This window comes from Myxococcales bacterium, assembly GCA_016703425.1.
In the GTDB taxonomy this organism is placed as follows: domain Bacteria; phylum Myxococcota_A; class Polyangia; order Polyangiales; family Polyangiaceae; genus JADJCA01.
In genome coordinates this window covers 78,693-99,934 of record JADJCA010000001.1, presented here as the reverse complement: position 1 = coordinate 99,934, position 21,242 = coordinate 78,693, and the positions used below count along the sequence as shown (strand labels likewise).

General features: G+C 67.9%; 15 protein-coding genes. 13 read left to right on the top strand and 2 right to left on the bottom strand.

All coding sequences use genetic code 11. The features are described from left to right. Positions 1-21 precede the first annotated feature (21 nt). The 12 genes from IPG50_00380 to IPG50_00325 all read left to right on the top strand — a co-directional run bounded on the left by IPG50_00380 (position 22) and on the right by IPG50_00325 (position 12,898). Entirely contained in the window at positions 22-1,296 is a 1,275-nt protein-coding gene (locus tag IPG50_00380; GenBank protein MBK6690660.1) for a DNA repair exonuclease, read from the top strand. 1 nt (position 1,297) lies between these two features. Further along, entirely contained in the window at positions 1,298-1,957 is a 660-nt protein-coding gene (locus tag IPG50_00375) for an AAA family ATPase (GenBank protein ID MBK6690659.1), read from the top strand. After that, positions 1,885-4,875, top strand: a complete 2,991-nt coding sequence (locus IPG50_00370) for a hypothetical protein (protein ID MBK6690658.1) — start codon at positions 1,885-1,887, stop codon at positions 4,873-4,875. Before IPG50_00375 ends, IPG50_00370 begins: the two co-directional genes overlap by 73 nt. Positions 4,876-5,053: 178 nt before the next feature. Then, positions 5,054-6,577 carry an RNA polymerase factor sigma-54 gene (rpoN, locus tag IPG50_00365; GenBank protein MBK6690657.1) on the top strand — a complete coding sequence of 508 codons (1,524 nt, stop codon included), beginning with the start codon at positions 5,054-5,056 and terminating at the stop codon, positions 6,575-6,577. A 211-nt stretch (positions 6,578-6,788) separates the two neighbouring features. Further along, entirely contained in the window at positions 6,789-7,130 is a 342-nt protein-coding gene (gene raiA / locus IPG50_00360) for a ribosome-associated translation inhibitor RaiA (protein MBK6690656.1), read from the top strand. 60 nt (positions 7,131-7,190) lie between these two features. Continuing rightward, positions 7,191-7,658, top strand: coding sequence for a PTS sugar transporter subunit IIA (locus tag IPG50_00355; protein ID MBK6690655.1), 468 nt, complete (start codon positions 7,191-7,193; stop codon positions 7,656-7,658). Beyond that, positions 7,655-8,770, top strand: a complete 1,116-nt coding sequence (gene hprK / locus IPG50_00350) for an HPr(Ser) kinase/phosphatase (protein MBK6690654.1) — start codon at positions 7,655-7,657, stop codon at positions 8,768-8,770. The genes IPG50_00355 and hprK overlap by 4 nt, the downstream gene beginning before the upstream one ends. Next, positions 8,767-9,771 (top strand): RNase adapter RapZ, encoded by a 1,005-nt coding sequence (rapZ, locus tag IPG50_00345; GenBank protein MBK6690653.1) that lies wholly within the window; start codon positions 8,767-8,769, stop codon positions 9,769-9,771. The genes hprK and rapZ overlap by 4 nt, the downstream gene beginning before the upstream one ends. Beyond that, the gene (locus IPG50_00340) at positions 9,768-10,043 is read left to right on the top strand and encodes an HPr family phosphocarrier protein (protein MBK6690652.1); all 276 of its coding nucleotides are present in this window, start codon (positions 9,768-9,770) and stop codon (positions 10,041-10,043) included. Before rapZ ends, IPG50_00340 begins: the two co-directional genes overlap by 4 nt. A 2-nt stretch (positions 10,044-10,045) precedes the next feature. Then, entirely contained in the window at positions 10,046-11,881 is a 1,836-nt protein-coding gene (ptsP, locus tag IPG50_00335; protein ID MBK6690651.1) for a phosphoenolpyruvate--protein phosphotransferase, read from the top strand. 176 nt (positions 11,882-12,057) lie between these two features. Then, positions 12,058-12,537 (top strand): hypothetical protein, encoded by a 480-nt coding sequence (locus tag IPG50_00330; protein MBK6690650.1) that lies wholly within the window; start codon positions 12,058-12,060, stop codon positions 12,535-12,537. Between the two features lie 19 nt (positions 12,538-12,556). Next, entirely contained in the window at positions 12,557-12,898 is a 342-nt protein-coding gene (locus IPG50_00325; GenBank protein ID MBK6690649.1) for a hypothetical protein, read from the top strand. Positions 12,899-12,996: 98 nt separating this feature from the next. Here the strand turns inward: IPG50_00325 and IPG50_00320 are convergent, their stop codons facing one another. After that, a complete protein-coding gene (locus IPG50_00320; GenBank protein ID MBK6690648.1) occupies positions 12,997-14,256 on the bottom strand; it encodes a hypothetical protein in 1,260 nt (419 codons plus the stop codon). Positions 14,257-14,390: 134 nt separating this feature from the next. Then, positions 14,391-16,682, bottom strand: a complete 2,292-nt coding sequence (locus tag IPG50_00315) for a bifunctional salicylyl-CoA 5-hydroxylase/oxidoreductase (GenBank protein MBK6690647.1) — start codon at positions 16,680-16,682, stop codon at positions 14,391-14,393. Between the two features lie 259 nt (positions 16,683-16,941). Here IPG50_00315 and IPG50_00310 point away from each other — a divergent pair, with 259 nt between their 5' ends. Further along, entirely contained in the window at positions 16,942-21,138 is a 4,197-nt protein-coding gene (locus tag IPG50_00310) for a hypothetical protein (protein MBK6690646.1), read from the top strand. The last annotated feature ends 104 nt before the right edge of the window (positions 21,139-21,242 follow it).

Genomic DNA, 21,242 nt, shown 5'->3' with positions numbered 1-21,242 from the left:
CTGTGAGAGCATCCCTGCGCCTTGAAACTGGTCCACGCGGCGGATCTGCACATCGACAGCCCCCTTGCGGGCCTCGAACGCTACGAAGGGGCTCCCCTCGCCGAGGCGCGCGAGGCCACGCGTCACGCGTTTCGCAACGTCGTGAACCTCTGCCTCGCAGAGAAGGCTCGCTTCCTCATCCTCGCCGGTGACGTCTTCGACGGCGACTGGCGCGACGCCAACACGGGTCTCTTCTTCGTTCACCAGCTCGCGCGCCTTCGAGAAATCGATTGCCGCGTCCTCTTGCTGCGCGGCAACCACGATCATGAGCTCACCCGCACCCTCGTCTACCGGGTGCCCGAGTTCGTCCATGTCTTCGGGCCGCCCGACGACCCCTCAAAGCGCAGCTTCGTGTTTCCCGACGACCGGGTGGCCTTCCACGGCGTGAGCTACCCGACGCGCAAGGTCGACGACAGCTTGCTGCCGCACTATCCGAGGCCGCTGCCGGAGCTGTTGAACATTGGTGTACTCCACACCAATTGCACCGGCTCGACGGCTCACGACCGCTACGCGCCGTGCACCGTCCAAGAGCTCTCGGCGTTCGGTTACGGCTACTGGGCCCTCGGGCACGTGCACACGCACCAGGTGCTGAGCCAGAGGCCCTGGATCGTCTATCCCGGCAACACGCAAGGGCGCCACGCCCGCGAACCGGGACCGAAGGGCTGCGTCCTTGTCACCGTCGACGGCACCGACGTCGTCGACGTGGCGTTCCACGAGACCGGCACCATGCGCTTCGCCCACGTCGACGTGGTGCTCGGCGAAGGGGACGACGAAGAGGAGCTCTTGCGCCGTGCCGACGCTGCCCTTGACCCCCTGCGCCAAACCGCGAGCGAACGCCGCGCCGTCATCGCCGTGCGCCTCACGGTCCGCGGGAGCACAGCACTCCACCGCGTGATCGTTCGCGAGCCGACCCGCGTCGCGCAGAACCTTCGCTCCCATTGGCTCGGCCGCGCCGAGAGCATTTGGCTCGAGAAGGTGATCTTTGATACGCGTCCGCTTGTCTCGCTCGATGAGCTCCGCGCATCGCCCGGGCTCGTCGGCGATCTGATGAGGAACCTCGAGCACCTCCGCTCCGGCGACGGAGAGCCGGACCTCGCCGCGCTGGCCGGTGAAGTGCTGGGCCCGCTCCGCAAGAAGCTCCGGGCCGAAGCCGACGCGCTCGGCCTTCCGCTTCACGACGTCCCGACGCTCGCCGGCCTGGTCGAACAGGTCGAGACGCTCCTCGCCGAACGCCTCGTCGAACGAGAAGGTCGCTGAAGTGCGGCTCACCCGTCTCACGGTTCACCGTTTTGGAGCGCTCCGTGACGTCACGATGGAGCTCGGAGGCGTCGCTCGCACGCCGACGGCGTCGAAGCCCGCGAGAGGCAAGCGGACGCCGAAGGCCGCGCCCGAGGGAGCCGCTGGCTTCACCCTGCTCCGCGGCGCCAACGAGGCCGGCAAGACGACGCTCCTTCGAGCCATTCGCTTCCTCCTGCTCGGCGACGACCGCGGAAGCGACGGCCGCCGCATCGCGGCTACCGGCCCTTTTGGCGACGCGAGGGTTTCCGGCGTCGTCACGCTCTCCTCGGGCACGGAGCTCGAAATTGAGCGGCGAAAGGGCAAGCCGGCGTTCGCTGGTCGTGTCACCGGCGGCGGCGATGAGGCTCCCGCAGACTGGTTTCTTGCGGCCCTCGGCAACCCTGACGCGACGGTCTTTCGCAACGTCTTCGCCTTCTCCCTCGACGAGCTCGCGGCCGGCGCGCGCATCCTCGAGAAGAAAGAGGGCAACCTGTCGGGACTCTCTTCGGATCAGGGCTCGGCGGGTCCGTACAGCCCAGTACGATCCTCGATGACTTGGACAAGGAGATGGCGCCCCTCTTCGTGGCGGCTGGGCGGGTGCAGGCGATTCCTGCCCGCGTCGCTCGCATCGAGGAGCTGACGTCGGAATTGCGTCGCGTCACGACCACCGCCGACGAACTCGACCGCCTCGACCGAAGCCTTGGCCAGGCGGAGGAAGCCGTGGCGCTCGTGCGGACGCGTGTCGATGAGCTCGAGACCCAGCGGGAGCGGCTCCAGACCCTGTCGAAGGCCGAAGAACCCTTCGCCACGTGGCGCGCCGCGAAGCACGAGCTCGAGGCCCTCGGAGCCGTGCCTGCGCTTCCTCCCACGGCACGCGTCGACGCGGAGACCGCGAGGGCGGCCCGAGCCCTCGCCGAAGAAGAACTCTCGCGCTTCGAAGAAGCGCGCCCTGCCCTTCTGGACGAGCTGTCTCGCCTCCACGTTGACGATGAGATCCTCGCGCTCGACGCTGAGATCGACGCGCTCGCGACGGAGCTTGGGCGCGCCGAGGCGGCCACGGGGCGTAAGAGTGAGCGCGCCCTCTCGCGAGCCCGACTCTTGGCGCGAAGCGAAGCGCGCCTCGCCGAGCTTGTTCCCTCCCTCACGGCGGCGCGCCTCCTCGCGATGCCGCTCAGCGGCGACGCGCGCGATCGCGTGGTGCGTCTGACCGAGGAGCTGAAGCGCGCGGAGGCGGCGATGGGCGACGAGGCTCGCGCCGTGCGGACGCGGCGCTCGGAGCAGGAGGCCCTCGCCGCGATGCGCGCGGCGCTGCCGACCCCCGTTGAAACGGCGCGCGTCGAGGCATGGCTCGAGGACGCGAAAGGCGCGCTCACGCTGGCCGATCGACTGGCGGCACTCGAGGCTGATCATCGGCGATTGCGGCGGCAGGAGGAGAAGGAGCGACGCCGCTTGGATCCGCCGCCGCCCCAGACCGCCGACGCTGCGCTCTTGCCGCTTCCCAGCGATGGCGAAATGGACGCCTTCGACCGCCGCTTCGGTGAGCTCGAGGACAAGCGGCGGCGCCTCGAGCACGAGCTTGCACGCGTCGATGACGAGCTTGCATCGCTCCGCGGCCAGCTCGCCGAGATCCAGGCCGACTTCGAGGTCCCAACGGAAGGCGACCTCGTCGCGGCGCGCGCCAAACGGGATGAGGGCTGGGCGCTCGTCGTGCATGCACTGACGGGCCATGTCGACGTCGCCGCGGAGCTCGAATACAACCCCGAGCGACCCCTCACGTTGGCGTACGAGCGAGCGTCCCTTGAGGCGGACACTCTCGTGGACCGCATGCGCTTTCACGCAGATGCGGTGCAGCGGCGCACCCAGAAGGTCGCCGCCGTCGCGCATCGTGAGGCGGAAGGCGTGCGCATCGCCGCGGCGCTCGACGCTCTCAGCGCGGAGGAGGCGAGCGCCCGAGCCGCGTGGCTCGGCCTCTTCGCGCCCCTCGGTATCACGCCGCGCGGACCGTCAGCGATGCGCGGCTGGCTCACCGATCGGGAGCGCTGGATCGCGACCCGCGAGGACCTGAGGCGCACCGAAGGCGACGGCGCGGCGGCTCGCGAACGTGTCGCCGCCACCGTTGCGCGCGGTCGCGCGGTCCTCGCGAACGCCGGTGCAAGGGTAGACGACGATGGGCTCCTCGCGCTTCTGTCTTTGGCGGAGCGCGTCGTCGCGCAAGAGCGGGAGCGCAAGGGCCATGCGGCCCAAGTCGCGGCCCGCGAGGCTGAGCTCGCCGCGGCGCTCGCCCTGGAGACACGACGGGCCGCGCTCCTTGAAGCGGACCGAAGTGCCTGCGAGCAAGCGCTGCGCGACGCGCTAGGGGCGCTCGGGCTCGAGGCTTGCCGGAGCATCGATGCCGGCAGCCGCGTGGATGAGCTCGCCCGCATCGCCGCCGCGCTACGAGACGCGGACCGAGAGGACGCGCTACGCGACGCCGGCGACGACGACGCGGTGCGAGCGATGACCAAGCGATGCGAGGCGCTCCGCGCGCGCCTCTCCGTCGTCGACACCGACGACGCCACGCTCGCCGCGCGGCTCACCAAACGCCTCGACGCCGCCCGGGCCGCCAAGCGAGAAAGGGCAACCCTCGAGCTGCGACGCGCGCAGTTGGAGCGGGAGTCGGCTCGACACCGGGCCGCGGCGTCGGCCGCAAACGCGCGCTTGCGCGACCTCTCGCTCGCCGCTGGAGTGGGCAAAGGCGAGCCAGAGGGCGCGCTCGACGAGGCCATCGCGCGGGCGGACCGAGGTCGCGAGCTCGCGCGGGTCATCGTCGATGCGGAGCGCGAACTCGCACGCTCACGCGGTCCCTTTACCTTCGAGGAGTTGTGCCGCGAGCTCGCGACGCCGGCCCGCAGCGAGCGCGTCTCGCGTGAGCTTTCGGCCATCGAGGTCGAACGACGCGCGCGCACCGAGGAAGAGGACCGGGCGCGGAGCGACCTTGCCGCGCTGCGACACAAGCGGGAGCGCCTCGATGGCAGCGATGCGGCCGCAGGGCTCGCCCTCGACATCCAGAGCGAGCGCGCCTCGCTCCGCGCCGACGTGGAGCGCTACGCGACGTTGGCGCTCGCGAAGGCCTTGCTCGAGAAGAACATTGAAGCCTTCGAGCGCGAAAACCAGCCGGCGCTCGTGGCCGAAGCGTCGCGCCTGTTCTCGCAGATGACCGGCGGCCGATACGTGCGCATCCGCGCCACGGGACGGCGCGAGCTGTTCGTGGAGCGCAAAGACGGCAGCCGCGCGTCGCCCGACGAGCTCTCGACGGGCACGAGCGAGCAGCTCTTTTTCTCGCTTCGACTGGCCTACGTGTCGCTCTACGCCGAGCGCGCGGAGCCGCTTCCCGTCGTGCTCGACGACGTGCTCGTGAACTTCGACCGCGAGCGCGCCCTCGCGACGCTCCGAGCGATCGCAACGGTGGCGAACCGCTTCCAGGTCTTGTTCTTCACGTGCCACGACTACCTGGCGGATCTTGTGTCCGAGGCGATACCGACGGCGCGCATCCTTGACCTGGCGCCCCAATCGTCCTGAAGGTCCTCCCGCGGCAGGCGCCGTATGTGAGCGAGAGTAGGCGCTTAAGTCGCGGGCCGATGGCACGAAAATCGCTCCCGACGGCGTCCGTCGATGGTACCGTCTTCATGCCCGCCGTCTGCGCGCGACGAAACAGGAAACACGCGCTCCCCTCCCGCGCCGGCCCTGAGGAAACTCGATGGAAATCAAGCAGCAGCTCAAACTCAGCCAGCAGCTGGTGATGACCCCGCAGCTGCAGCAAGCCATTCGGCTGCTCCAGCTCTCGCGCCTCGAGCTCATCGACGAAATCCGAAAAGAGCTCGACGCAAATCCCGTGCTCGCCGACGAAGAGATCGACCCGCGGGCCCGGAAGAGCGACGAGATGTCGGGCAACGCCAGCGCCGAGGTCGTCGCCTCGAACGACCGCATCGACCGCTTCGACGAACACGAGCGGCAGAAGTCCAACGACCCGAGCACGACGCGCACCGACAACAAGGCCGTCGCGGAGATCGACTGGGAGCAGTTCCTCGAAAATCGCGTCCTTCAGCAGCCACTGCCGGCGAGCCGCGGCGGCTTCGACGAGCTCCCGCCCATTGAGCAGAACCTCACCAAGGCAGCAAACCTGCAGGACCACTTGAAGTGGCAGCTGCAGATGAGCGACTTCACCGACTCCGAGCGCCGCTTCGCCGAGCTCGTCATCTGCAACCTCGATGACAACGGGTTCCTCGATCTGAAGGGCATCGACCGCGGCGACGGCACACGCACGCCCGACCTCACCATTGAGGAGCTCGCCTCGGAGGCGGGGCTCGATCCGGAAGACGCACCGGAAGTGCTCCGCATGATGCAGGAGTGGGATCCCGTCGGCGTCGCGTCACGCGACCTTCGCGAGTGCCTCAAGGTGCAGGCCGAGTTCTTCGGCTTCGACGACATGGAAGTCGAGATCATCGACAAGCACCTGCACAACCTCGAGAAGCACAACTACCAGGCCATCGCGCGAGACCTGAAGATCCCCGTCGAGGAGATCTACGAGTGCGTCAAAGAGATCCAAAAACTCGAGAGTCGCCCGGCCCGTAACTTCACCGAGACCGACGACAAGAGCATCGCCATCACGCCTGACGTCTACATCGTCAAGGACGCGGAGAAGTTCGTCGTCAGCGACAACGACCGCGGCGTGCAGCGGCTCTACATCAACGAAAACCTCACCAAGCAGCTGCTCAAGGATCCCGGCGCCAAGGAGTTCGTGAGCGAGAAGCTCAGGAACGCCCAGTGGCTGATTCGCGCCATCGATCAGCGGCGCAAGACCATCATTCGCGTCACCGAGTGCATCGTCGAAAAGCAGCGTGACTTCTTCGAGAAGGGCGTCGCGTTCCTTCGGCCGATGATTCTGCGCGACGTCGCTGACGCCGTGGGCATGCACGAGTCGACCATCAGCCGCGTCACGACCAACAAGTACGTTCACACGCCGCAAGGGCTCTTCGAGCTCAAGTATTTCTTCAACTCTTCGATTCGTCGCGTCGCCGAGGAGGACATCGCCTCCGAGAGCGTCAAGCAGGCCATCAAGAAGATCATCGATGGCGAGGACAAGCAGAACCCGCTGTCGGACCAGGCCATCGTCGAGCTTCTCGCCAAGGACGACGGAATCCAAATCGCCCGGCGAACAGTCGCCAAATACAGAGAAATGCTAGGCATTCTCGCATCCAGCAAGCGCAAGAAGCTCTTCTAGGCGCGGCGTCCAACGACACGCCGAGCGCGCTCGGGGGCGGGACCGGTGCGACGTCGCCTTGAGGCGTACACCGTGGCGCCCGGGCCTGAGAACGCCACCGCGGCGAGATTTCGCGCGGGCCGCTCGACCGAGTGGTGACGGACACCGAAAGCCTGTTTATTCTCAAGGGCAGTCCTGGCTCGTGGCGTGACGAGCCTGCTGCGGAGGCCGAATGAACATCTCGATCACGTTCCGTCAGATGGAGGGGAGCGACGCCGTCAAGGCATACGCTTCTGAGAAGGTTGGAAAGCTCCAGAGGCTCCTTCGCAGCCCCATGAAGGTGCAAGTCACGCTCAGCACGCAGCACCGCGCGCACAGCGCGGAGGTCGACATTCACTCGGGCGCTGAACACCTTCACGCGCACGAGACGACGGAAGACATGTACGCGACCATCGATAAGGTCACCGACAAGCTGGAGCGGCAGATTCGCGTCGCTCACGAGGCCCGCAACAAGAAGGGTCAGGAGCGAGCGTCGGAGCGCCTCATCACAGGCGTCGAAGGCGACGAAGACTGAAGCGCAAACGGGACAAAGCCCAGCGAGTCTCCCGGGGGGGAGAGGCTCAGGTCGCGTGCCATGCTCGTTACCGAACTACTCAGCGCGGACCGCATCCAGGTCCGGTCTCCCCACGATCCGAAGCTCAACAAGCGTGCGGCGCTGTCGCTCGTGGCCGAGCTTCTCGACAAGGGGACCGGCGTGGGAACACAGGTTATTTTGGACGCGCTCCTCGAGCGTGAGTCGCTCCAGTCGACGGGCATCGGCGAAGGCGTCGCGATTCCACACGAGAAGCTCGAGACGGTGCAAGCCCAGTGCGCGGCCTTCGTCATCGTGCCCGAAGGGCTCGCCTTCGACGCCATCGATGGCGAGAACGTTAACCTGATCTTCGGCGTGGTCGGACCGCGCAAGGCGCTCGTCGAGCACCTCAAGGTGCTCGCGCGAATCTCGAAGCTCCTCCGCAATCGCCCGCTCCGCGAGCGATTGCTCGCCGCTCCGTCGGGCGCTTCTGCCTACGAGCTGCTCGTGGCGGAGGAGTCTCGCCCGTGACCGGTGGCGCCCCAGCCGAGCCAGCCCTTCGCGAAGTGACCGCCGGCTCGCTCGAGACCGATGCCGATCTCGCCGTCGAGCTTCGGCGCGTGGCCGGCGAGGCTGGGCTTGGGCGACCGCTCCGTCACCCGCGCGTTCAGAAGTCCGGCCTGGCGCTCGCGGGGCACTACTACGGCGTCGTGCCCACCCGGGTCCAGGTCCTCGGCGAGACGGAGCTCTCCTACCTCGACACGCTCGACCACGACGGTCGCAGTCGCGCGGCGCGCGGCTTCTTCTCGCTCGGACTCTCCTGCGTTGTCGTCACCTGCGATATCGCCCCACCGCGCGAGTTGGTGCTCGCCGCCGAGGCCACGCACACGCCGCTCTTCGTTTCCCGGGCGCGCTCAAGCCGCACCATCAACGCCATTCACGCGCTGCTCGACGAGCGCCTCGCGCCGCAGGTCTCGCTCCACGGTGTCCTCGTCGACGTCTTCGGCGTGGGCATCCTGCTGCTCGGCAAGAGTGGCATCGGGAAGAGCGAGTGCGCCATCGAGCTCGTCTTGCGCGGCCACCGGCTCGTCGCCGACGACATCGTTTTCTGCGACTGGCATCCCCCTGGCGAGATCTACGGGCGAGCCGCGGAGCTGCTCGAAAACCACGTCGAAGTGCGGGGCCTCGGCATCCTCAACCTGAAGGCGCTCCTCGGTGTGACGAGCGTGGTCGCGAAGAAGCGCATCGACCTCGTGGTGCAGCTCGTCGAGTGGGCCGACGGCGCCGAATATGATCGGCTCGGCCTCGATGAGCGGCGCTTCGCGATCCTGGGCACGTCGATTCGCGAGCTGTCGGTCCCCGTGCGACCGGGCCGCGACATGGGCACCATCGTTGAGCTTGCGGCGCGCAGTCAGTTGCTCCGCAACGACGGGTCGCACCCGGCCGGTGACCTGATGGCGCGCCTCGAGAAGCAACTCATCACGCGCGCGGCCGTTGAGGTTCAGATCCCGGGCTCGCGCCCGCCACCGCCGGTCGCTCCACCCTCCCGGCGGGACGAGTCCTCTCCCTTGGACCGGGGCGGACAAAACGAGAGTTCGGCGTGGATTCCCGTCGTGAGGCCGAAGCCCGAGGGCAAGCCATGACCGACAAGCACGGGCACCAAACGGTCGTCGTGGTGACGGGCATGTCAGGCGCCGGCAAGACGACGGCGCTTCACACCCTCGAGGACTTAGGATTCTTCTGCGTCGACAACCTCCCGACGGTGCTCGCGCCGCAAGCGGTGCTCGCCTGCGAGAGCGGCGGCATGACCCGCGTCGCGCTCGGTATGGATGTCCGGGTTGGGACGTTCTTGGCGTCCGTCAGCTCCGTGCTCGCGGACCTCCAAGACGGTGGCACCCGCGATGTGCACGTTCTCTTCTTCGACGCGTCGGACGAAGCGCTCCTCCGTCGCTTCAGCGAGAGCCGGCGACCTCATCCCATGGGCTCGCCGCAGATCGCCGGTGACACGAGCGCCGCCGTCGCCGTCCTTGACGGCATCCGCCTGGAACGGGCACGGCTCGCTTCGCTCCGGGCGCGCGCCACGCGGGTCTACGACACGACGCACCTGTCGGTCCACGAGCTGCGGCGAGCGATCATCGCGCAGTTCGGCCCGTCGAACGAGGCGGGACCGCAAATGCTGACGCGGGTCCTGTCCTTCGGCTTCAAGTACGGCGTCCCAACGGACGCCGACATGCTCCTCGACGTGCGCTTCCTCGAGAACCCGTATTTCATCCCCGAGCTCAAGCCGCTGCCGGGCACCGACGAGCGCGTGAGTCGCTTCGTTCTCGGCTTGCCCGAGGCGCAAGAGTTCCTGCAGAAGACAACTCAGCTCATCGACTTCGTCTTGCCGCGCTATCAACGGGAGGGAAAGAGCTACCTGACGCTCGCCATCGGCTGCACCGGTGGCCGCCACCGCTCCGTGGCGCTGTCCGAGGCCCTCGGCGCGGAACTCGGGAAGCGCCACGCAGGGCTGGCCGTCGTCCACCGCGACGTCAGCCGCGGTGACGTCACGCGCCCGCCGGCCGAGAGCATCCACACGGAGCTCAAGGGCGCCGCCAATTCCCTCCCCGTTCCACTGGCAAAGAAACCAAAGGGGACGCCATGAGCGTGGCCACCGGTCGCTTCACCATCATCAATGACCTCGGGCTGCACGCGCGCGCCGCGACGAAGCTCGTGCAGCTCGCCGCGAAGTTCCCCTGCGAAGTGGAAATCTCCCGCGACGATCAGTCGGCCAACGCCAAGAGCGTCATGGGCGTGTTGCTCCTTTGTGGCGCCAAAGGGACAACCATCGACCTCAAGGCGACCGGCGAGCGCGCCGAGGAGTGCGTTTTGGCCATCGGCGAGCTCATCAAGGACCGCTTCGGCGAGCAACGCTGAGCATGAGCGACAACCTCGGCACCTTTCCGCCGCCGTCGGCGCCTGACGTCACGGTCACCGAGACCGTGAAGGGCATCGCCGGCGCGCCGGGCGTGGCCGTCGGAACGGCGCTCGTGATTGGTGAAATGCGCGCCGCGTACACGCGTCGCAACGTTCACACGGCGCAGATCGAAGGCGAGCTCTTGCGCGTCCGCGAGGCGGCCGATCGCGCCAAGGAGACGCTGCGACTGGTCGCCGCGCGCCTCCCGGTAGAGACGGCCAAGAGCCAAGTATCGATCCTCGACGCGTACCTCGCGATGCTCGACGATCCGATGCTCCACGAGCGAGTCGCGAAGAAGATCCGCGGCGAGAAGAAGGGCGCCGAGTGGGCCGTGGCGAGCGCGGCCGAAGAGATCCTCGCCATGTTCGAGCGCGCGCCGAAGGACGCGTACATCGCCGAGCGGCGTCATGACGTCGAGTTCGTTTGCGATCAGCTCATGCGCGCGCTCCGCGGCGAGATCGGCGGCATCATCCCGAAGCTCGACGCGCCGACGATCATCGTGGCGCGCGATCTGTCGCCGGCCGACACGGCGGGCATGGTGCGCGAGCCGGTGCTCGCGTTCGTCACGGAGGTCGGGTCCCGCACAAGCCACACGTCCATCATGGCGCGCGCGCTGGAGATCCCTGCCGTCGTAGGCGTAGCCGGCGCACTCAACAGCATCCGAACCGGCGACACGATCATCGTCGACGGGCTCCGTGGAGAGGTGACGATCGCGCCCAACGAGGCGGCCGTCGCCGAGGCGCGCGCCCGCTCTGCTCGGCACTTGGAGTTTGCACGCACGCTCCTCTCGGCGCGCAACGAGCCGTGCGTCCTCGCTTCCGGCGAGGCCGTCGTGCTCAAGGCAAACGTGGAGATGCCGGCGGAGGCGGTCTTGGCCGTCGACCACGGGGCGCAGGGCATCGGCCTCTACCGAACCGAGTTTCTCTACATCGATCGACTGACCCCACCGAGCGAGGACGAGCAATACGAGGTCTACCGTGCCGTCGTGGAGGCGGTCGGCGACCACCCGGTCACGTTGCGCACCTTCGATATCGGCGGCGACAAGTTCGTCAGCTCGTTTCCGGTCCCGGAAGAGATGAATCCCGCACTAGGGCTCAGGGCCGTGCGTCTCGCCCTAAGCCGCCCCGACGTATTCCTCGTGCAGCTCCGAGCGATGCTCCGCGCTGCCGTTCACGGTGACGTCCGCATCATGGTGCCGATGATCACGACGACGCGCGAGCTCCGCGAGGTGCGCGCGCTCCTCGCGCGCGCGGCGCGTGAGCTCGTGGAGCGCGACGTTCCTCACGGGCAAGACGTCCCCTTGGGCATGATGGTGGAGGTCCCGTCGGCAGCCGTTCTCGCCGACGTCTTTGCGCGCCACGTCGACTTCTTCAGCATCGGCACCAACGACCTCCTTCAGTATTCACTGGCCATCGACCGGACGAGTCGCTCGCTCGCGAGCCTCGCCTCGCCTTTCGACCCATCGATCTTGCGCCTCGTTCACAACGTCGCGCGCGTCGGACTCGAGCGTCCCATACCGGTCGCGCTTTGCGGGGCCATGGCATCGGATCCACTCGCCGCGGCGCTCCTCGTGGGCCTGGGCCTTCGTGAGCTCTCGATGGAGGCGGCGGCGATCCCCGAGATCAAAGAGGCGCTCCGACGGATCTCGCTCCAGGAGGCCGAGGAGGCGGCGCGCGAGTGCCTCTTGCAAGAAGCCGCCGAGGCCGTGGAAGCGTGCCTCGCGAGCCGCTTCGCCCTTCGATTCTTCGACCTCTTGGCCGGCGGTCCCGAAGAAGCGCTCTCGCGGAACGAGCGCTGACGGAGCGCCGGGACGGGCATGCGCGAGTGCCACGCTGTGCCAGCGAAGCGCACGCTCGAACCGCGAGAGCCTGCGTGAGGTCGACACCCGAGGCCAAAAGCGCACTGACGATGGCCAAAAGGCCATCGTATGAGGGCGGCCCGGAGCTTGCTTTCCGCGTCGCAGGAGGACTTCCCATGAAATCGAGTCGCATGCTTCCGGCAGCGTTCGCGCTGTTTGCCTTCACGCTGGCGGGCACCGCCAACGCCGACGCCATCGTACCGGAGGAGGGCGCCTGCCAAGGCAAGGCGGCCGGCGCTGCCTGCGACAACGCCGGTGTCCCAGGCAACTGCACCGCCAAGAAGTGCACCCGGCTCGACTACAGCGATGGCTCGCCGCCAGGCACCAAAGAGGTCGACTGCGTCGTGTGCGTGAACACCGGCGTGGCGACCGACGCCGGTGGCGACAGCGGCAAGCCAGCCGCCGGCTCCGATGGTGGCAGCTCGACAGCGGCCGTCGACGGCGGGACCAAGGCGACCGAGACCAACGACGACGGCGGGGGCTGTTCGATCATGGCGACGCCGGCGGCACGCGCGGCGGGACCATGGCTCCTCGCGCTCGCGCCGATGCTACTCATGCGCTTCGGTCGCCGCGGACGCAAGGGCACCAAGCCGTAGGCGGCGGCGCGGTCTCCGCATGAAGCGCTGGCTCTTCGCGTTCGTCTTCACGCAGCTCGTGGAGGTGCCGATCTACCGGCGCTTCCTTGGGGCGACGTTTCTCGAAGCCTTCGGAGCCAGCGCCATCACCCATCCCATTGTTTGGGGGGTGTTCATGTTTTGGGGACGCCAAGCGGGCTTCTCCTATCCATCGCGAGCGATCTCCGCTGAGCTCTTCGCGTGGCTCTTCGAGGCCGCCTACTTCGTCGTCGTCCTCCGCCCGAAGCCGGCGCGGACGCACGCCATCGTCGTCAGCTTGGTGGCCAATGGCGCAAGCCTCGGCCTCGGGTTTCTCGCGTACGAGCTCTTCCGGTGGCCGTAGGTCAGCTGTGCCCCCGAGCGCGACAATGACCTGGCGACAAAGACACCGCGGGCCCGCGATCGATTCGACCGCGAGCCCGCCGCGCGCGAAGCGTTCGCTCAGGGGAGCGTCACGACCTCGTCCTTGGTCTTCGAGCCTTCCGCCGTGTTGTAGGTGATGACCAACCGGTAGGTACCCGGCGGAAGGTCAAGGCCCGTCCCCGTCGGCGCCGACCATGCCCCACGCCCGCCGTTGCAGCCGCCGTAATACGACGTCTGGTACTGCGTGATGGGCAGCCACGAGTTGTTGGGGCCCTGCTTGTAGACCACGTATTGGCCCTTCACGTTGTAGGTCGAGCCGTCTTCTTTCTCGACCTCCACATCGTCGACGTCGAGGCGCTCAACGGGCACCGTGATGGTCTTGCCGGGTTTGACGTCGAGCGGCACCGCGACGCTGTTGACCACGTACTCGTAGTGCATCGCGCCTTCCGTGGAGGCGAAGGGAAAGACTCGAAAATCCGTGTCCTTCGTGAGCGGCAGGGCCTGCCAGGCGACGATGCCTTCGCCGGACGCAGCTCCCGCGCCCTGCTGCTGGACCGAACCGTCGGGCTCGCCGTAGTTACCTGCCGCGTTGTCGATGCTGCGCTGCACGAGGAAGTTGCGGTAGGCGCTCCCGCAGCCGAAGGCCGCGTTGGGAAGCTCACGCGTCGGGGCCTTGACCTTGATGGTGGCGCGCTTCTCCGCCGGGTCCAGGTTCACCGTCTCGAACTTACCCTTGGCGAGGCTCTCGTTCTTCTCATCAAGGATCGGGAGGCCCCACGAGAAGACGTAGTCGCCCGGCAGCGTGATGACACCGCGCGTGTTCGAGCCGTTGAAGTAGCCCGAGTTGCCTTGGTTCCAAATCACAGGCTCCGACCCCGGCGACGCGGGGTTCTTGCGGCGAATGCTGAGCGTCGGCTTGGGGCCGAAGTCCACCGCGAGCTTGCCCGTCGCGGTCGCGTCGTAGGTCACCTTGAGCGCCGAGAGGTCGAACGTCGTCGTCTTGTTCTTGGTGAGCGCGACGGTGCAGTCCTGGAGCGTCGCGCCGAACTTCGTGCCGAGCGCGATGCAGCCGTCGCCTTCCTTGAGGCGGCTCTGCACGCCAATGACGACTCCGCCGTTGCGGTAGGTGACCGTCGCGTCGTCGGCGGCGTTGATCGCCGCCTGCCACCCCTGCGGCCAGTTCACCTGCAGGCGCCCCAGGTTCTCCGAGTCCTTCGGCTTGATGCGCTTCTCGGCTTCGTCTTGACCGAGCGACTCTTCGGAGTCGGTGTCGGCCGAACAAGCGGCGGCGGCCGCGGAGAGCGTGAGCAACAGGGCGACGGAAAAGCGGCTTCGCATAAGAGGGCTCCTGCGCGCGTTGGTTTTGCGCTGCGCACCCGCTCTTACGTTTCGTCTAACTGGATCTTCCCAGTCCCAGCGGCTCGCGGAGAAAGGCCTCGTCCGACACGCCGCCGAATTTCTCTCGCGATGCCTCAGGCGTTGAGCGCCATCTGCGCGGCGCGCTGCAAGTTGCGCTCGAGCTGGAGACGGCCCGCTTGGTAAGGCTCAGGCCACACGACGCCGCCGTAGCCCTGCGCCGCTGCGGCGTGCAGCGTCCAACTCGGGTCCGCAAGGTGCGGCCGCGCGAGCGCGCACAAGTCCGCTCGGCCCGCCGCGATGATCGTGTTCACGTGGTCGAACTCGAAGATGTTACCGACGGCAATGGTCGGTACGCCGAGGGCGTTCCGGATCTGATCCGAGAGCGGGACCTGAAACATGCGGCCATAGACCGGCTTCTCGTCTTTGCTGACCTGGCCCGACGACACGTGGATGATGTCGGCCCCGGCGTCGCGAAAGAGCGCGGCCACCTGAACCGCCTCGTCGGGCCCAAGTCCACCGGGAACCCAGTCGTGCGCGGAGATGCGGACGGACATGGGCTTATCCGCGGGCCACACGGCGCGCATCGCGCGAAAGACCTCGAGCGGGTACCGGCAGCGCCGGTCAACGCTGCCCCCGTAGTCGTCGGTTCGCACGTTGGTCAAGGGCGAGATGAACGACGAGAGCAGGTAGCCGTGCGCCGCGTGCAGCTCGAGCATGTCGAAGCCGCACGTGGCGGCCCGCCGCGTCGCGGCGACGAAGTCCAAAAGCACGGCATCCATGTCGGCGCGGCTCATCTCGCGCGGAATCTGCGACTGGCCCGGCACGTAGGGCAGCGGCGACGGGGCAATGAGCGGCCAGTTGCCCGCCGCGAGCGGCTGGTCAACCCCCTCCCACGAGAGCTTCGTCGAACCCTTCCGGCCCGCGTGGCCGAGCTGCAAGGCGATCTTGGCGCCGCTCATCCTGTGAACGAACGAAACGATGCGCTGCCACGCAGCCGCTTGGTCGTCGTTCCACAAGCCCGTGCACCCGGGAGTGATGCGCGCATCGGGGGCAACGCAAGTCATCTCGGTAAAGAGCAGCCCCGCGCCTCCCATGGCGCGGCTGCCGTAGTGAACGAGATGAAAGTCGTCGGGGAGCCCGTCTGATGCGCTGTACATGCACATCGGCGAGACGGCGACGCGGTTTCCGATCGTGAGCCCGCGAAGCGAGAGCGGCGTAAACATCGGAGGAGCCGCCACGTCGCCGAGGCCGCTGGCCTTCGCCATAAAGCGATCGACGCTCTCGATGTAAGCCGGGTCGCGGAGCTTTTGGTTCGCGTAGCCGACCCGTTGGCTCCCCGTCAGAAGGGAGAAGACAAACTGCTCCGGCTCGAGGCCTACGTAACGGTCGATGTCCTCGAACCACGTCATGCGGTTGCGCGCCGCGCTCTGCAGCTTGAGCGCCTCGACCTCTCGCTCGCGCTGGTAGCGCTCCAGCCTCGCGGGGACGTCGCCCTCTCGGCTCGTGAGCACCTTCACCAGCGCGATGGCGTCCTCCATGGCGAGCTTGGTGCCCGAGCCGATGGAAAAATGCGCGGTGTGCGCCGCGTCGCCGATAAGGACGATGTTGTCCTTGTACCAACGCTCGCAGAGCACCCGGTTGAACTTGAGCCACATGGCCGAGCCCCGGAGGTGTCTCGCGTTGCTGATGAGCGCATGCCCGTCCAGGAGATCGGAGAAGAGCTTCTCGCAGAGGGCGATCGAATCGCTCGGCTCCATCTGGTCGAGGCCGGCCCTCTTCCAGGTGTCCTCGTGCGTCTCGACGATGAACGTCGACCAGTCCTCGTCGAAGCGGTACGCGTGGAGGTTGAACCAGCCCCACTCGGTCTCTCGAAACGCGAAGGTGAAGGCGTCGAGCTTCTTCTTTGTTCCGAGCCAGATGAACCGACACTTGCGAACGTCGATGCGCGGATTGAAGTGGCCCTCATGGGCGGCCCGCGTCACCGAGTTGACGCCGTCGGCGCCGACCACCAGATCGTAGTCCTTGGCGTAGCTGGCGACGTCCGTGAACTCCGTTTCGAACCTGAGGTGAACGCCTAGTTCCCGGGCGCGCCGCTGGAAGATGTCGAGGAGCTTCACGCGCGCGATGCCGCAGAAGCCGTGTCCGCCAGAGGTGATCTTCCGACCCTTGAAGAAGACGTCGATGTCGTCCCAGTGACGGAACGCGGCCTCGATCTCGCTCACGACCTGGGCGTCGGCCTCGCGAAAGGCGTCCATCGTCTTGTCGGAAAAGACGACGCCCCAACCAAACGTGTCACCGGGACGATTGCGTTCGATGACGGTGATGTCGGCGGTCGGGTCCGCCTTCTTCATCAGGATCGAAAAATAGAGCCCGGCGGGCCCACCACCCAGACACACGATACGCATGCGGCGCCTCTGACGCCGTTCCTACCACGTTCCAACTCTGGCGCGGGTGGTCCCCGCCTTTCGACCGACCCCAGGCCCCGCTGCGTCGAGTCGACTGCCCGCGCGAATCATCGTCCGCGTGCACCGAATGGTCTCGAGCGCGTGGCTTGGCTGGGGCAGATGAAGGTGTCGCCTCGTCTCGACGTTCCGTCCGTCGAATCGATGGCTGAAGCAAATCCTTTCCACACCCCGTACGTTCAATGGCGGAGCCCATCGCCAAATGAACGTCGCCACCCCCTCCCCGTCCGCTCGCCGCCCCGTGAAGCTCTTGCTCCTGGGAGGCCTGGCCCTCGCGGCGCTCGCGCTCCTCGTGGCCTTCGGCGCATCGCGCGCAAAGACCCCCACCAAGTCGAGGAGCCTCGGCGCGAGGCTCGAGCTCGCGGCGGGGGATGTAAGCATCGTTGACGACGCTGTCAGGGCCGCGGCCCTGAGCGGCACGCCGCTCCCGAAGGGTGCCCGCATACAGACGGGCAAAGGCGCCCGCGCGCTGGTCCGCACGGGGGAAGGCGCAGCGGTCTTCATGCGGGGCGAGAGCGAGATCGTGCTCCGCGACAAGGGCATGGCCGTCGAGCGCGGCGAGGTCTGGCTTGAGGCGCCGCACGAGGGCGGCGAGGCCATCGAGTGCCTCCTCGGGAAGAGCGTCGTCTCGGCCAGCGGTGCGGGTCTCTCCATCGAACGAACGGCCAACGCCGCGAGCGTGTACGTCGCGCGTGGCCTCTCAATCCTGACGACGCCCGGCGGTCGCCTTGAGATCAACGCGGGGCAGCAAGGCAAGGTCGTCGGCGACGCTGCGCCGACGGTCGCCGCCGTGGCGTTTTGGCAAGACTGGACCGGCGGCATGGGCGATGCGCGCGGCGGGCGCGCGAGTATCGGCTCAGGCAGCGGGCGCATCTATGGCCTCGATCCGAACGCATCCTTCGGCGCCCCGGCACGAACCCTCGGCATCGCCCAGCAATCGGTGCGGGCCGTCGTCCGCGACGGCATCGCCGAAACGGAGGTCGACCAGACGTTCTCCAACCCCGGCAGCACGCCCATCGAGGGTTGGTACTGGTTCACGATCCCCTCCGCCGCGACGGTGACGAGCTTCGCCCTCGAGACCGACGGCCAACTCGTCGAGGGGGAGGTCATCGAGAAGCGAGAGGCCGCCGCTCAATACGCGGTCGCGGTGAAGCAGCGCAACGATCCGGCGCTGCTCGAGTGGATCGACGGACGCTCGTACCGCGCGCGCATCTTCCCTGTCCCCGCCAGCGGCACCAGGCGCGTAGTCCTCCGCTACACCGAGCTGCTCGGAAACGTCGATGGCAAGACGCGCTACGTCTACCCGCTTCGCTCCGAGGACCCCGTTCGCTTCGACGAGTTTTCCCTCTCCGTCGACCTCGGTCCGACCGAAGGCGTCCAGGTCGCCACGGCCCTCGACGCTCGCGTCGAAGAGGGTGGTCGACGCGTGACGATGCGCCGCAGCGGCTACGTTCCACGCGCGGACTTTCAGCTGGAGATGACGCAGAAGAGCGCTCCGAAGCCCGTTCGCGCGTGGCGCTTTGAGTCGGGGCAGGACAAGGCCGACTACGTCATGTTGCGGGTCTTGCCCGAGGTCGACTTCGCGAAGCTCCCTCCCGTCAAAGGCGAGCTGGTGGTCGTCGTCGACACGTCCGCCGGTGGCGACGAGAGTGCGCGTCAACTGCGAACCGCCGCCGCCGAGGCCACGCTGCGCGCCCTCTCCGACCAAGACCGCTTCGCGCTCATCGCGCTCGACGTAGCGCCGCGCGTCGTCTACCCGAAGCAAGGCCTCGCGCCCGCCACCGAGAGCGACATCTCAAAGGCCCTCGAACGCCTGTCGGACCACGCCGTCGCCGGCGCAACAGACCTCGGCTCGATGTTCGAACCGGCTCTTGAGCGCCTCCACGGCGCCGAGCAGCCGGCCATCGTGTACGTAGGCGACGGCGCGCCGACGAGCGGCGAGACGGGGCCCGAGGCGCTGATGGATCGACTCCGTCGATCGCTCACCGGCGCGCGCGCGCGGCTCTTCTCCATCGGCGTCGGCGCCGATGCGCGGCACGACCTCTTAGGTCAACTGACCCGCACCGGCGGCGGACAACACTTCCGCATCGACGAGGCCGAGCAAGTCACGGGAGCGGCGCTGCGCCTCACGAGCGCCATCAAGACGCCGACGCTCACCGACGTAGAGGTCGACCTCGGCGCTGGCCTCGACCAGCCGTTTTACTCGTCGACGGGCAAGCTGTCGCACGGCGAAGAGCTGGTGCTCCTCGCGCGAACGCACCACCCGCTTCCACCAAAGGTGAAGATGAAGTGGCGCGCCGGAGGGCGAGACGTCGGGGCGGAGTATGCGCTCTCGCTTGACGCAGGCGTGACGACCTCGCTGGTGCCGCGCCTGTGGGCCGCCGAATACATCAGGCGACTGCTCGGCGGCGGTCCTGCGGCGGAGGAGAACCGCAGCAAGGTGCTCGACCTAGGCGTCGAATATGGATTGATGACGCCCTACACGAGCATCCTCGCGCTCGACAGCGAGGCCGCCTACGCGCGCCAAGGGGTGCAGCGAAAGCGCTCTCGGCTCCGGGGCGTGCGGCTCACGAGCATCACCAGCAGCGAAATGGAGCGCGCCCTCGAGGCGCCGTTCGTCGCGCCGCCCCTTTCGGCACCGGCAGCTGCGATGGGCTGCTCCAAGAGCGAAGCTCCCGCGACGACGGAGCAGCGCGAGCAAACGGTAGCGACTGCCGGCGCGAAGGCCGCCGACCATCGCGCGACGACGCCCGTCGCGAGCCCGGCGCCGTCGCCCATCGCGCCCGCCGATCCGGCCCCGGCTGCAACGGCAACGGCGGTTGCAGGCCTGGGTGACAAGGGCGGCGCGCCGGGTGGTCTGGCGGATCTCGAGAGAGACGCGCCGACCGAGCTAAAGGTCGGCGCCGCCGGCGGTGTCGGGGGGCCACCACGGCAGGAGTCGCTAGCTCGGCCGCGCCCCGTCGCCCCCCTCACCCCCGCGCCGCCGCAGGCTGCGAAAGGAAAGCTCGAGCCCATGTTCCAGCGCCCCGACAAGAGCACCGCCACCGCGCGGCCCGCAACGCTGGAACCGGCCAAGGCCCCAGAGCCCGTCACCGCCTGGCGCCGCACGCTCGCGCGCTGCAGCGACAGCGCGAGCCGACCCCTCGCGGAACGCATCGTGCTCTGGCAGCGCCGCATGAAGCAGGCCGCCGACGCGCGCGCCGTCGTGGGACAACTCGAAATGGCCCGCGCCGCGTGCGAGCTGCCCGATTGGCGCGACCAAGCGGCGTTCCTTGACCTCGTTCAGCAGCGCGTCGACACCGAAGGCGCCGCCGAAGTCGTGCTCTCGCACCTCTCAGGTGATCGAGAGGCGCAACGCTTCGTGGCGCGAGCCATCCTTCGCCGCACGGTGGACATTCGCCTGGCGGCCGCCGTGTCGCGGGTGCTCTTCGGCGGCATCGTCGATTGGAGCGGTGTCGATCGCAGTCTGCTCGAGCTGAAGACCCCGGAAGAGCGCGTCCTGCGCGTCCGGGCGGCGATGCTCCGCGCAGAGGGCGATCCTCAGGGCGACCTGCGGCTCGTACGTCTCTTGGCCAAGGCCGGTGATCGGCAGGAGGCGCTGGCCCACGGGCGACGACTCCGCGATCGCGGCTTCATGACACCGAGCCTCGCCAAGCAATTGGGCGACGTCCTCTCGAGCGCTGGCGAAGTCGACGAAGCGGTCCGCACCTATTCGGAGATCGTGGAGTTCGACGACAAGAGTCCGCTCTCGCGCCGAGTGCTCGGCGACGTGTACCTCCGGCACGGCTGGTATGACGCGGCCTATCGTCAATACAAGACCCTCACGGACCTCGATCGGAAGAGCTCCGTCGGATGGCTCCGGCTCGCGGCCGCGGCCGCTGGTGCAGGGCGCATCGACGAAGCGCTCCGCATCGAGCGCGACGTCGCCACCGGCGAAGGCAGCCCCGGGCCCAACGATCCTCGCTACTGGGCCCGTCTCTGGTCCGCCGCGCGCCTCGGCGCTCTCTTCGCTGACCCAAAGGCAGCGGGCGGCGACGGCGCTCGCGAAGGCATCGGTCGCAAGCTCAAGGAGCAGGGCCTGTTCAGCGGCCCGGGCACCATGGCGATGCTCCTTTGGGAAGATCTGGACGCAGAACTCGTCCTCGTCGCCGCCGACGACAACAAGGAGACCTTGCCCGGCGAGATCACGGACGCCGGCAGCACGGGCCTCTACGCCGCGCTCATGCGCCCCGACGCGTGGGGCAAACAGGCGTGGGCCGTTCGGTGGAAGAGCGAGCCGGTCGATCGGCCCGTCCGCTTCCGCGTCGTCACGGTCCACTGGGATGGCCGCGCGTTCGCAGTCACGGTTCAGCCAGGCGAGCTTCTGGCGCAAGACCGACAGGCGGCTCTGAAGCCCTGACGCGAAAAAATAGAGCGCCCTGCGCGGCAGCTAAGCCGCAGCCCGACTCCGCGGAATCCCATTGCCTTCGGGGCACCGAAAGGGCATTGGCACGGGGCGTATGC